The organism is Paenibacillus wynnii (assembly GCF_030812855.1).
GTDB lineage: Bacteria > Bacillota > Bacilli > Paenibacillales > Paenibacillaceae > Paenibacillus_AQ > Paenibacillus_AQ wynnii_A.
The window spans coordinates 143,470-156,555 of sequence record NZ_JAUSTK010000006.1; the positions used below are offsets into that span (position 1 = coordinate 143,470).

The following is a 13,086-nucleotide window of genomic DNA, read 5'->3' on the forward strand; positions in this document are numbered from 1 at the left end:
GCCCCTTCACCGCGGAAACCGTCCAATATTTCCGGGAGAAGGGACTTATTTGTATAATCCATATATTTAAGGAGAAGTTCTCCTTATACTTCCATAATAATCGGCAAAATCATCGGTCTGCGGCGAGTTTGCTCATACAAGAAACGGCCCAGTGAATCTTTTACACTTGTTTTAAGGGATGCCCATTCGTTCACTTTCTCGCTCATAAGACGTTGAAGTGTACCGGAGACAATACGGTTAGCTTCGTCTAGAAGTCCTTCAGACTCACGTACATATACAAATCCACGAGAAATAATGTCTGGCCCTGAAACGATGGCTCCGTTCTGCTTGCTTAAGGTTACCACGACAACGAGAATACCATCCTGGGACAAAAGTTTACGGTCACGCAGTACGATGTTACCTACATCACCGACGCCTAAGCCGTCAATCAGTACATTACCAGCCGTTACCTTACCCGCTCTACGTGCTACACCATTTGAAATTTCAACTACTTCGCCAAGCTCAGTAATGAAAATGTTGCTTGGTTCAACACCAACGGATTCCGCCAATAATGCATGCTTGCGTTGCATCCGGTATTCACCGTGAATTGGAATGAAATATTTAGGTTTCATCAGGTTAAGCATCAGTTTCAATTCTTCCTGGCTACCATGACCGGAGACGTGAACGCCGGAATTGGACCCACTATAGATAACGTTGGCACCCAAACGGAACAATTCATCAATCGTACGGCCTACATATTTCTCGTTACCCGGTACTGGAGTTGCTGCAATAATGACAGTGTCGCCCGGCATAATGTCAACTTTGCGATGGCTGGATCGTGCCATACGTGTCAATGCGGACATTGGCTCGCCTTGGCTACCTGTGCATAGAACGACTACACGGTTTGCCGCCATTCTGTTCATTTCCTCCGGCTCAATCAGCATACCATCCGGTACGTTCAAATAGCCCAGCTCGGAAGCGATGGAGACAACATTAACCATGCTGCGGCCGATAACTGTAATCTTGCGACCTGTTGATTCAGCGGCATTTACCACTTGCTGAATACGGTGTACGTTAGATGCGAAGGTCGCTACAACGACACGTTGTTCAGCCTTGCGGAAGATATCCTCGAGGACAATACCCACATTTTTTTCTGAAGGTGTGAAGCCCGGCTTCTCAGCATTCGTGCTGTCAGACAAAAGTGCGAGTACGCCTTTTGTGCCGATTTCAGCCATGCGATGCAGGTTTGCAAATTGGCCATTAACTGGGGTATGGTCAAATTTGAAGTCACCCGTATGAACCACATTGCCTTCAGGTGTTTCGATACATACTCCGACAGAGTCAGGAATACTGTGATTCGTTCTGAAGAAAGTTGCTTTTAGAGAAGTCCCCAGTTGAATTTCGGAATCCTCATGAATCAAAATCCGTTTGGTATCTCCAAGCAAATTCGCTTCCTTCAGCTTGTTTTCCACAAGTCCTAAAGTTAATCTTGTTCCATAGACCGGAACATTCAGATTCTTCAAGACGTAAGGCAGACCGCCAATATGGTCTTCATGACCATGTGTAAGCACGATGCCTCTTACCTTATCGCGATTTTCCGTCAAATACGAAATGTCAGGAATAACGATATCAATACCGAGCATATCCTCTTCAGGGAACTTGAGTCCCGAATCCACGACTACAATATCCGCTCCATATTGAATAACATACATGTTCTTCCCGATTTCGCCGACTCCGCCCAAAGCGAATATCGTCAGTTTATCGTTGTTGGTTTTTTTGGACAAATGAATCTAACCCTCCTATGATGTTGGACGTCATACTATTATTTAAAACATTGAACTTCGTATCTCAGCGGCGCTGAACACATTCTTCAAACTGCTAAAAACTTCCGGAAGCAACAGGAAATTCCTAAAGTCTGCATACTGGGAAATTCTAAAGCTCCCGATTTCGGGCAGTAATATCTTCTCAAGCCATAAACGCCGTCAAATTTCACCGCCGCGCCCCTCGCGCGAAACTATAGCATATAGTAGGCAGACTTATCCAGGGACCTATCCTGTCTCACAATGTAACACATTGACGGAAGATTATCGCATATTTAATTTTAACCGCACCCAGTCACTTATCCATATTATACATGATTTTTTTGTCAAAAGACAAGTCGTCCACTCCATATCATTATTATTCCCCCAAAAGCTGATCGTTATTTAATCATTTTATTGGAGTTATTCCTTTTATTAAGGGACTCTTACTTATGTAAAATATAACTCTGAAAAAGGTAAACATTCACACACAAAAAACCGATTTCTCCATAAAGAGATACCGGTTTTTTTGTAGGTATACCACTCAATCCTATGATTTCAAAAGTGCTTCTATAAATGCCGCCTCATCTTCGGTTGGTGAAATTAAGGGAAGTCTTACTGAACCAACCTTCAAGCCGCGCATCTCTAAGGCGTATTTAACAGCCGAGGGGTTGGGCAGCGGCTGCGGACATTCGAACAACCCTTTGAATATAGGGAAAAGCTTGCGGTGTATTTCTCCGGCCCGCCGAACATCACCGGAAATAAAGGCACTGATCATTTCCGCCATTTGAGCTCCGACAATATGGCTCGCTACACTGATGATCCCGTGGCCTCCCACAGCCAGTGTAGGCAAAGCAGCAGCATCATCACCTGAGTAAACACGAAAATCCTGAGGACTGCCGGCAGCAATAAGGGTAACTTGATCTACAGACACACATTCCTTTGTTGCAACGATATTCGGAATTTGTGCCAACCTTATCGTTGTAGCGGCACTCATGCAGACACTGGTCCGGCCCGGAACATTGTAAAGAATGAGCGGAAGACGGGTCTCCGCCGCTATACCCGCAAAATGCTGGTACAGACCTTCCTGATTCGGTTTGTTGTAATAAGGAACAACCAGTAACGCTCCGTCCACTCCCAGCTTCTCTGCTTCTTTCGTGAGATGAATAGAGTGCCTTGTGCTGTTACTGCCCGTTCCTGCGATAATTTTACAGCGCCCCCGTGCTTTTTCTTTTACAAAAGCGAATAATTTGAGTTTTTCATCATCAGTCAGAGTGGGAGATTCCCCAGTCGTACCACAGACGACCAGACCCTCTGTTTTCTGTTCCTCAACTAAATAATCTACAAGCCGAGAAGCTTCTTCCCAGTTGATTTCTCCTGCCTTGTCAAAAGGGGTGACCATGGCCGTAATTAATCTTCCGAAATCCACTTGAATTCCTCCTCCTAACGGTGAAGTTCAAACTTGGAATGCAGCGAGCGCAGAGATTGCACCATATCCTCTTTTTTTACGAGTACCCAAATCGTGGTGTTGGAATCTGCAGACTGCAAGATCTGGATGTTCTGAGAGCTTAATGCCTCTACGACATGAGCCATGATCCCCGGAACCCCGTTAATTCCACCGCCAATTACAGATACCTTTGCACAACCCGATAAGCTCTTTGGACGTAGACCAAGCTCTTGCAGTGCAGAGATCGCTTTTTCCGAGGTGTTATCGAATACCGTGTACACTGCTCCTGTCGGAGTTACATTAATAAAATCAACACTGATGCCATTATCCGCCATACTTTTGAAAATTTGCAGTTGAACGCCACCCACATTTCCATCGGGACAATCTACGGCGATTTGTGTAATGTTGCTTACATAGGCTATACCCGTAACAAAACGGTCTACTATACCGCCGTTCTGCATATCATTAAACCCTTCCTGAAGGGTAACGAGCGTTCCTTCCCCTTCTGAGAACGTCGATCGTACACGCACCGGAATTTGTGCCTGCATCGCTATCTCAACCGCACGGGGATGGATTACCTTCGCACCCTGATAAGCCATATTGCAAATTTCGGTATAAGTCATATAAGTCAAAGGCTTCGCATCTTCTACAATACGGGGATCTGCTGTTAATATACCATCCACATCCGTATAAATATCGACCATATCTGCGCGGAGTGCCGCACCTAATGCTGTCGCAGAGGTGTCGCTTCCTCCCCGACCGAGGGTTGTAAAGTCGCCCGCCTCAGTTTGACCCTGAAACCCTGTTACTATAACAACCTTATGCTCTCTCAGCTCACGTAAAATACGCTCAGGACGCACATCAAGAATTCTTGCATTGCCATAGCTGCTGTCCGTTAAAAAGCCAGCCTGCGCGCCTGTAAGCACTGTAGAAGGGATATTCTCCATCTGTAGCAAGCTGCAGAGTGTTGTGGCTGAGATAATTTCACCGCAGCATAGCAGCAGATCTTTCTCCCGATCCGGCAGCGCATTGCCGTTCTGTACAGCCCAATCGAGCAAAGTATCGGTGGCATAAGGCTCCCCTTTCCGCCCCATTGCAGAAACAACAATAACCAGATTGTATCCATTAGCCAATTCACGCTTAACATGTCCCATAACATGTTCTCTGGCTTGCGGGGTGGAAAGTGAGGTTCCACCGAACTTTTGCACTAAAATACCCATTTATAATTCCTCCATTACTATGCGAACACATCAACAAACACGCAGGAGTTAACCCGTAAAGTGAGCTAGAACCTGCGTATTTCAATACTATTATGAAGTCAAATAATTGAACCGCCCTCGAAAAAAAAAGAGGACGGTGGCTGGTGAGATTATGATCTTTGCGAAGCGATGATCTCGGCAATCTGCACAGCATTCCAAGCCGCGCCTTTCATCAAATTATCGGAGACCACCCACATATTAAGACCGCGTTTGGCCCCTAGATCCCGGCGAAGCCGTCCGACGAACACATCGGGTTTGCCAGCAGCATAGGTTGCGAGAGGATACGATTGAGAAGACGGATCATCATGTAACGTAATTCCGGGTGCTTCAGACAGAAGCTCACGTACCTCGTTAAGCTCATAATCAGACTTCAATTCAACGTAGATCGATTCAGAGTGACCGTAGACTACCGGAATACGAACACAAGTAGCTGTCACCTCAATAGAATCATCACCCATAATCTTCTTCGTTTCATTGACCATTTTCATTTCTTCAAGGGTATAGCCATTCTCATTAAATTTATCAATTTGCGGAATGGCATTGAAGGCAATTTGATGTTTCACGGGAAGTGAACCTACCGGCAGAATATCCGGGTTGGTTTCTCCACCATCCAGAACTTCCTTGCTCTGACGCATAAGTTCTTCAATGGCTCGGGCACCCGCACCTGATACCGCTTGATAGGTGGACACAATAATTCGAGAGATGCCATATTTGTCCTGCAGAGGCTTCAATGCTGCTACCATTTGGATTGTAGAACAGTTAGGATTAGCAATAATACCTTTATGGTTATTGATTTGCTCGGGGTTAACCTCCGGTACAACTAATGGTGTACCTGGGTCCATGCGAAACGCATTCGTATTATCAATACAAACAGCTCCATGGCGGACTGCATGAGGTGCGAGATCCTTACTGACATCTCCACCTGCGCTGAACAAAGCAATATCAATACCTTCAAAACTTTCGGGGGTAGCTACTTCCACTACTATATCTTGGCCCTTAAAGTTTATAACTGTGCCTGCCGACCGCGGGGAAGACAATAACTTCAGCTTGGAAATTGGGAAATTCCGCTTTTCCAAGAGACCTATAATTTGTTCTCCTACCGCTCCTGTTGCTCCGACAACGGCTACATTAAACTTTACATTGCTCATTTGGTGCATCTCCCCTTCTATTAGTTACAGCTGGATCTACTGTGGCGAATATTATGCTGAATGAAATCGTTCGACGATCATCGGTTGCAGCTGGCTTCCCTGAAGTGCAGCATAGCAGGCCTCCGGAATCAGTTCCATCCGGGCCACCAAAGAATTTGGCTTCCCTTGCGGATTATCCTGACCGAACGGTACAAAATAAATATTCTTAGCCACCAGCAACTTTGCAATATTCGCAGCATTCAGACCCAAGCCATCGTTTGTTGATATTGCTAATACAAGCGGCCGACCGTTACGCATTTGCGACTTTGCCGCCATGAGTACCGGACTGTCCGTCATTGCATTAGCCAGCTTGCTCAGGCTATTTCCAGTACAGGGTGCTATCGTAAGCACATCTAGCAGCTTGGAAGGACCTAACGGTTCTGCTTCAACAATTGTAGAAATGATATCATTCCCTGTTATATCTTTCAACTGTTTTAGCCAATTTTCCGATGTACCGAACCTGGTATTCGTTGCTAATACGGATCCTGAGACAATAGGGACAACGTTCGCACCCCCATCGATGAAGCGCCGAATCTGCGGCATTACCTCTGCAAATGTACAGTGGGAGCCTGTAATTGCGTATCCAACTGTTATTCCGTGCCAGTTCATATTCATCCCCCCTGATTAAAACTCTCGTCTGAAATCGACTGTACCAGCGCATTTGCCATAATGATTCCAGCACTCTTGGGAGCAACTATTCCGGGAAGACCCGGTGCTAGTATCGCCTTAATTCCTCTTTTTTCCGCATAACGAAAATCACACCCACCTGGTGCAGAGGCAAGATCGATAATGACACATTGTCGGGGTATGCGTGAGAGAACCTGAGCGGTTATGATCATGCTAGGAATCGTATTGAATATTAAATCAGTATCCGACACATGCGAAAGCAAGTTTTCAGTCAAAAAAGGCTTCCAACCCATTTCCTCCGCTCGGGCATAGTGCTCTTGGCGCCGAACTCCAACCTTAACGTTCGAACCCAGTCCCTGGAGGCTTCTAGCCATTGTGAATCCCGTTCTCCCCATCCCGAGCACCATTGAAGTGGACCCATGAATGGTAAAGTCGGTATTCTGAATAGCCAATACCAGTGCACCTTCTGCCGTCGGGATAGAATTGTAAATAGCAACATCATCACGATCCAATAATTCCACCAGCTTCAGCTTATACTTGGAACATAGCTGACGTAAGTATTCTTTTGCCATACCGGTATAAATCGTACAGTTGGCCGGCAAGGCCGCTGCATGTTCATCCAGTAATTGAAGCTGCTGAGTGGAGAACATGGACTTAATATTTCCTTCATCATCGCAGCCTACCGTAGGAAGCACTAACAAATCAGCATTGCTCAATAACTGTGCATTCATCGGTTCCAAGTTAACCCCTTCAAAGGGGGTTAGCCAATTATCAAACCCGGCAGCGCTTACTGTGGCATCCAATTCCACACACTTTCGAATGACTTCAAACTGTCTTGCGTCCCCGCCCAGGAAGACGATCCTGACGCCAGTAAGCATAAGGGATGACGCTCCTTTCAATTACACTCTCGACTATAAAGCATCTTATGCTATGGGCTGCGAATGGGTGAAAAAGGATCGTGAGCACAGTTAAAATAGAAAAAAAGCCTGCGAATCATGCCTAATTTGGCACGTTACGCAAGCTTAATATCAAAGAGAATTATTTTCCGGTATGTCCGAAACCTCCGGCGCCACGCTCCGTATCTGAAAGCTGCTCCACCTCTACCAATGTTACAGCGGGAACAGCCTGAAATACCATCTGTGCAATCCGCTCATTGCGGCTAATAACAAAGGGCTCCTGGCCCAGATTAATCAATAATACCTTTATTTCTCCCCGGTAGTCGGCATCGATGGTTCCCGGTGTATTCAGACAAGTTATACCGTGTTTTAATGCCAATCCGCTGCGTGGGCGTATCTGTGCTTCTAATCCATCCGGCATGGCTAAGGCTATACCTGTCGCAATTAGTGCACGTTGACCAGGAGCAAGTGTAACCTCCCCATCTACTGCTGCGAATAAGTCATACCCCGATGCCTGCCCAGACATTTTACGGGGTAGAAATACCTCTTCATTTCCCGGAAGTTTATTAATTTGTACGTAATAAGACAAGATCATCTCTCCTAACTTTATTCATAACTTTATCTGATGATCCAACCATCGCAATGGCCAAAGGTTCAGCAAACATTTGGTTCAATACCATATTTATATCCTCCATGCTGACTTCCCCAATTTTGGAAATCATATCATCAAGTGAATGATGTCTACCCAGCATCAGCTCATTTTTACCGATCCGGTTCATGCGGCTGCTTGTGCTCTCCAAACTGAGAATAAGGCTGCCTTTAAGCTGTTCTTTCCCTTTTCTCAATTCATCCTCGCTTAAACCCTTCTCAGCAAGCTCTTGCATCATCTCTTTGGTTAGTTCCATGACATCCTTCGTCTGCTTAGGAGCAGTACCCGCATACACCGTAAACAGGCCGCTATCCGCTTGGGAGCTGTGATAAGAGAAGACCGAATAGGCCAACCCGCGCTTTTCACGTATTTCTTGGAACATCCGCGAGCTCATTCCACCACCGACAGCATTGTTAATTAAGACCATCGCATATTGTAAAGGATCTCCCGTACGAACCCCTGGAAGAGAAAGACAAATATGATTTTGTTCTGTTTTTTTACGGTGAAATCTCAGATCACCACGAAAATCCGGAGGCGTCAATGCAGCCGATGAACCATGATTGTCAAAAGAACCAAAATGCTTCTCCAGCAGCTCGATAAGTCCGTCATTGATATTACCCGCCACACTAATTACTGTATTCTCAATGGTATACTGTTCCTTCATATAGGCACGAAGATCGTCTGGCGTCATGTCCATGAGCCGTTCCTTCAAACCTAAAATGGTATAGGCCAAAGGATGATCTCCGTAAGCAGCAGCACACATCAAATCATGCACCAAATCATCAGGCGTATCCTCGCACATCGCAATTTCTTCGAGAATAACATTCTTTTCCTTCTTAAGCTCTTCAGCATCCATCTGTGAACGGAAAAACATATCCGAAAGCATATCAATGGCAATTGGCAAATGCTCATCCAGAACTTTAGCATAATAGCAAGTGTATTCCTTAGAGGTGAATGCATTAACATTTCCGCCAATCGCATCAAACTGCTCCGCAATATCCTTTGCACTGAAGCGATCCGTTCCCTTAAATAGCATATGTTCTACAAAATGGGAGATCCCATTATTCTCAAGTCGTTCGTTTCTCGACCCTGTTCTGACCCAAATTCCGAAGGAGACGGAACGTCCAGTTGGGATTTTCTCCATTACTACTCGCAACCCGTTGGATAGCACTATTTTTTCCACTTCAAAATCCTCCTGGCATAGCCCTGTTTCTTCCTACAGTTATAACAGAATTAGACCCCTCACTCAACCTCAGAGGGTATTATACGTTCCGCTGACAGCGTCTGGCTAACCGTTCCTAGTCTCAATCCCTTTGCCTTAATCCCCTGAATCATGCCCCTAAGCGCTTGGGATGAGGATGAGGTGGGGTGCATCAATATAAGAAATCCAGGTTCGACTTTTGTCGTAATTTTGGCTACCACAGATTCAGGAGTCGGATTGCGCCAATCTACCGTATCCAGTGTCCATAGCACCGTTTTTAGTCCGAGGCCCCTCGCAATTTCGACCGTTTCCTGATCATAATCACCCGAAGGCGGAGCAAACCATTTATTAGTTACGCCCAGATTCTCCAATAACTTTCGCGTTTTATCGATTTCAAGAATTGCTCTGGCTCTGCTTAGATTACTCATTTGCGGGTGGGTATACGCGTGGTTCTCCAGTTCATGCCCTCGTTTAAGCATCTCTGCGGCAAGCTCCTGATTATGACTTAACCAGCTGCCATCCAGAAAAAAAGTCACTTTTACCTGTTCCTGATCCAAAATATCAAGCATAGGCAAAATATATTCATTTCCCCACGCTACATTAATCATTAAGGATACCATGGGCTTGCCCGGATTTCCCCGATATATCGGCTGGGCTCCCAAATCATCTAGAGAAACTTCAGATTTGATCTGCCTGTATACGTACTTGATTGCCGCATTTGATGACACTAAAAGTGATTTCTGGTATGTAGCATCGACATCTACTTCCAACCCGTTGTAGCCTGGGATCGCCTTCCAAACCCTATCAACGATAGCGTTTACCGGCGGTGCTTTGAGCTCTACTGCCTTGGCCTCAATAACCCTGCGCATATTTTCGTTTGGAGTTTCTGAATTAATGTTCAATACAGCGACATTTCCATACTGTGGTAATATTTCCTCCAGCATAGTCTTAACTGGCCCGCTACTGCTTCCAATCCCGATTACTATAGCTATACAGGCTAGCACAACCGCCGCTTTTTCCAACTTCATCGCAGCTTCCTCCCCAACAGAAACGGTATACCGTCCCTTTTTGGTTGAGGGGACGCTTTGTCCCAACCTATGATACAAACGGATGAATTATGCATGCATAAAGCCAAACCCGACCAGCATACTTTATCCATACGAGACTTATAGTTCCTTAGTATTTAAAAAAGAGCCAGAGCGTAATCGCTTCTGTCTCTTTTGATAACTAAAACCCTAGGCTGTTCACTTCAGTAGGAGTTTTACGCTTTAGCTCCGCTTTCGGAGGTCAGCACAGCTTTGCGGGACAGGTTGACGCGGCCCTGTGGGTCGATTTCGGTTACTTTTACAGTAATCGTATCGCCAATAGCAACTACGTCCTCAACTTTTGCTACGCGCTCTGTAGAGAGCTGAGAAATATGCACCAATCCGTCTTTACCCGGGATCAGTTCGACAAAAGCACCGAATTTCTCAATGCGTCTTACAGTACCTACGTAGATTTCGCCGACTTGTACTTCACGTACAATGCCTTCAATAATATTACGGGCTTTTTGGATCATTTCTTCGTTGGAGGAGCCAATGAAGACACGGCCATCCTGCTCGATATCAATTTTTACGCCGGTTTCTTCAATAATTTTATTGATAATCTTACCGCCAGCACCGATAACATCACGGATCTTGTCGGGATTAATATTAATAATAATAATCTTCGGAGCATATTTGGACAAAGTAGGTCTTGGCTCAGAGATGGACTCCAGCATTTTGCCCAAGATGAACATACGTCCCTCTTTTGCCTGCTGCAATGCATCCTGCAGGATTTGACGGTCGATACCGGCAATTTTGATGTCCATTTGAATGGCAGTTACACCCTCTGCTGTACCTGCTACCTTAAAGTCCATATCACCCAGGTGATCTTCCATACCTTGAATATCAGTTAAGATGGATACATGCTCCCCATCCTTGATGAGACCCATAGCCACACCGGCAACAGGTGCTTTAATAGGCACACCGGCATCCATCATAGCCAAGATGCTGGCACAGATACTTGCTTGGGAAGTAGACCCGTTAGACTCAATAGCCTCGGAAACGAGACGTATGGTATACGGGAATTCAGTTTCACTAGGAATAACCTTGGACAAAGCACGTTCACCCAATGCTCCATGACCGATTTCACGACGACCCGGAGGACGAAGCGGACGGGCTTCCCCTACGCTGAACGGAGGGAAGTTATAATGGTGCATGAATCGTTTCGTCTCGGCAAGATCAATGCCATCTAGAATTTGCACATCACCAAGAGCACCCAATGTACATACGCTAAGCACTTGTGTTTGACCGCGTGTGAATAGACCGGAGCCGTGAGTACGCGGCAGAAGGCTTGTATCACATTCAATCGGACGAATTTCATCAAGCTTACGACCATCCGGACGCACCTTGTCATGCGTAATAAGACGTCTTACTTCTTCTTTTACGATATCGTGAAGAACTTCCTTAACATCCTTCAGAAGTTCCGGTGATTCTATGTATTTCTCAACGAAATACGCAACGGTATCATTGTTTACGACATCAATAGCTTCTTGACGGGCATGCTTCTCAGCAATTTTGACAGCTTCTACAAGACGGCTTTCTGCCATAGCGCGAACATCAGCGTTCACTTCAGCGTTTACCGCATGTAACTTCACAGCCATTTTTTCTTTACCTGCAAGTTTAACCAGCTCTTCAATCATAGCTACAATTTTGCGAATTTCATCATGTCCAAACATAATGGCTTCTAACATGACATCTTCTGTTAATTCGTTCGCTTCCGCTTCAACCATCATGATAGCTTCTTTGGTTCCGGCAACTACCAGATACATGTCGCTTACCGCTTGTTGAGCAATATCAGGGTTGATCACGAATTCGCCATTAACCCGGCCCACAGCCACGCCGCCAATGGGTCCGTCAAAAGGAACATCAGAAATACTAAGTGAAGCCGAAGTACCGATCATAGCTGCAATTTCCGGTGTGCAGTCTTGGTCTACGCTCATAACCATGTTCATTACCTGAACATCATTACGGAAGCCTTCCGGGAACAGAGGACGAATAGGACGGTCAGTCAAACGGCTCGATAGAATAGCCTTTTCACTTGGTCTACCTTCCCGTTTGATAAATCCGCCGGGGATTTTACCTACAGCATATAGTCTTTCCTCATAGTTAACTGTAAGCGGGAAGAAATCCAAATCCTTAGGTTCTTTGGAAGCAGTAACCGTACACAATACTGAGGTATCTCCATAACGCACCATAACTGCTGCGTTTGCCTGCTTAGCTAAGCGGCCTGTTTCCAGTACAAGGCGTCTTCCGCCCAGCTGCATTTCAACACGTTGTTCCATAAATTCCCTCCTTGAATGTAAGTAGACCCGCTCTCTAATAAAGCAGGTTCACATCTTGTTTAATTAACACCCGATTCATTATACAATACAAGCAAAAACGGCCTGGCCTCATTTGAAGTAGTAGCCGTTTTATGCGAATAATATAAACATGCCAAGTTAGTTGTAGGGCCCATAAGAAATATAATACCCTAATTTTCAAAAAGCAACCCGGTTATCCCCGTTGTCGCTCCGAGAAGGACATACGGTAAACAACCAGGCTGCTTTAAGGGTAATCATATCGATTATTAACGACGCAATCCGAGTCTTTCGATCAGAGCGCTGTAGCGTCTGATGTCTTTATTCTTCAAATACGCCAGCAATTTACGACGTTGTCCAACCATCTTCAGCAATCCACGGCGGGAATGATGATCCTTCTTGTGTGTGCGCAAGTGGTCAGTCAAATTAACGATGTTCTCCGTAAGGATAGCAACTTGCACCTCAGGGGATCCAGTATCGGATTCGTGAGTTTTGTGCTCGTCAATCAATTGGTGTTTACGTTCTTGAGTCAATGCCATCCTGTTCACCTCCTTCATTATAATCGCCAATAGCCTCGTCACCGTCGGTGAGATCGAATAACCAAGCTAAGGTTCTGTTTGTTGCCGTTCCAGCAACGTTAATCAGTATAGCACCTTACAAGAT

Annotated in this window: 11 protein-coding genes; all 11 read right to left on the bottom strand. The window is 45.5% G+C overall.

Annotation, left to right across the window (positions count from 1 at the left end; genetic code table 11):
* Positions 1 to 83: 83 nt before the first annotated feature.
* Positions 84 to 1,763 carry a ribonuclease J gene (locus tag J2T20_RS08635; RefSeq protein ID WP_307587452.1) on the bottom strand — a complete coding sequence of 560 codons (1,680 nt, stop codon included), beginning with the start codon at positions 1,761 to 1,763 and terminating at the stop codon, positions 84 to 86.
* Positions 1,764 to 2,328: 565 nt separating this feature from the next.
* Positions 2,329 to 3,207, bottom strand: coding sequence for a 4-hydroxy-tetrahydrodipicolinate synthase (gene dapA, locus J2T20_RS08640; protein WP_307587454.1), 879 nt, complete (start codon positions 3,205 to 3,207; stop codon positions 2,329 to 2,331).
* 14 nt (positions 3,208 to 3,221) lie between these two features.
* Positions 3,222 to 4,445, bottom strand: a complete 1,224-nt coding sequence (dapG, locus tag J2T20_RS08645) for an aspartate kinase (RefSeq protein ID WP_307587456.1) — start codon at positions 4,443 to 4,445, stop codon at positions 3,222 to 3,224.
* Between the two features lie 149 nt (positions 4,446 to 4,594).
* The gene (locus J2T20_RS08650; protein WP_307587458.1) at positions 4,595 to 5,632 is read right to left on the bottom strand and encodes an aspartate-semialdehyde dehydrogenase; all 1,038 of its coding nucleotides are present in this window, start codon (positions 5,630 to 5,632) and stop codon (positions 4,595 to 4,597) included.
* A 51-nt stretch (positions 5,633 to 5,683) separates the two neighbouring features.
* Positions 5,684 to 6,280, bottom strand: a complete 597-nt coding sequence (locus J2T20_RS08655) for a dipicolinate synthase subunit B (protein WP_307587460.1) — start codon at positions 6,278 to 6,280, stop codon at positions 5,684 to 5,686.
* Between the two features lie 2 nt (positions 6,281 to 6,282).
* Positions 6,283 to 7,176, bottom strand: coding sequence for a dipicolinate synthase subunit DpsA (dpsA, locus tag J2T20_RS08660; RefSeq protein WP_307587462.1), 894 nt, complete (start codon positions 7,174 to 7,176; stop codon positions 6,283 to 6,285).
* 160 nt (positions 7,177 to 7,336) lie between these two features.
* Positions 7,337 to 7,783: a dUTP diphosphatase gene (dut, locus tag J2T20_RS08665; protein WP_307587464.1), complete on the bottom strand. Its 447-nt coding sequence runs from the start codon at positions 7,781 to 7,783 to the stop codon at positions 7,337 to 7,339.
* Positions 7,761 to 9,026, bottom strand: coding sequence for a M16 family metallopeptidase (locus J2T20_RS08670; RefSeq protein WP_307587466.1), 1,266 nt, complete (start codon positions 9,024 to 9,026; stop codon positions 7,761 to 7,763). Before J2T20_RS08670 ends, dut begins: the two co-directional genes overlap by 23 nt.
* Positions 9,027 to 9,085: 59 nt before the next feature.
* Positions 9,086 to 10,072 carry a polysaccharide deacetylase family protein gene (locus J2T20_RS08675; protein ID WP_307587468.1) on the bottom strand — a complete coding sequence of 329 codons (987 nt, stop codon included), beginning with the start codon at positions 10,070 to 10,072 and terminating at the stop codon, positions 9,086 to 9,088.
* Positions 10,073 to 10,305: 233 nt separating this feature from the next.
* The gene (gene pnp, locus J2T20_RS08680) at positions 10,306 to 12,408 is read right to left on the bottom strand and encodes a polyribonucleotide nucleotidyltransferase (RefSeq protein WP_307587470.1); all 2,103 of its coding nucleotides are present in this window, start codon (positions 12,406 to 12,408) and stop codon (positions 10,306 to 10,308) included.
* Positions 12,409 to 12,692: 284 nt separating this feature from the next.
* Complete coding sequence (gene rpsO / locus J2T20_RS08685) at positions 12,693 to 12,962, bottom strand: 30S ribosomal protein S15 (RefSeq protein WP_036656390.1); 270 nt, start codon at positions 12,960 to 12,962, stop codon at positions 12,693 to 12,695.
* Positions 12,963 to 13,086: the final 124 nt, after the last annotated feature.

What these genes read in the sequence shown, in the direction of transcription:
- dapG (WP_307587456.1), bottom strand. Translation starts at nt 4,445, where the DNA reads ATGGGTATTTTAGTGCAAAAGTTCGGTGGAACCTCACTTTCCACCCCG.
- J2T20_RS08650 (WP_307587458.1), bottom strand. Translation starts at nt 5,632, where the DNA reads ATGAGCAATGTAAAGTTTAATGTAGCCGTTGTCGGAGCAACAGGAGCG.
- J2T20_RS08655 (WP_307587460.1), bottom strand. Translation starts at nt 6,280, where the DNA reads ATGAACTGGCACGGAATAACAGTTGGATACGCAATTACAGGCTCCCAC.
- dpsA (WP_307587462.1), bottom strand. Translation starts at nt 7,176, where the DNA reads ATGCTTACTGGCGTCAGGATCGTCTTCCTGGGCGGGGACGCAAGACAG.
- J2T20_RS08675 (WP_307587468.1), bottom strand. Translation starts at nt 10,072, where the DNA reads ATGAAGTTGGAAAAAGCGGCGGTTGTGCTAGCCTGTATAGCTATAGTA.
- pnp (WP_307587470.1), bottom strand. Translation starts at nt 12,408, where the DNA reads ATGGAACAACGTGTTGAAATGCAGCTGGGCGGAAGACGCCTTGTACTG.
- rpsO (WP_036656390.1), bottom strand. Translation starts at nt 12,962, where the DNA reads ATGGCATTGACTCAAGAACGTAAACACCAATTGATTGACGAGCACAAA.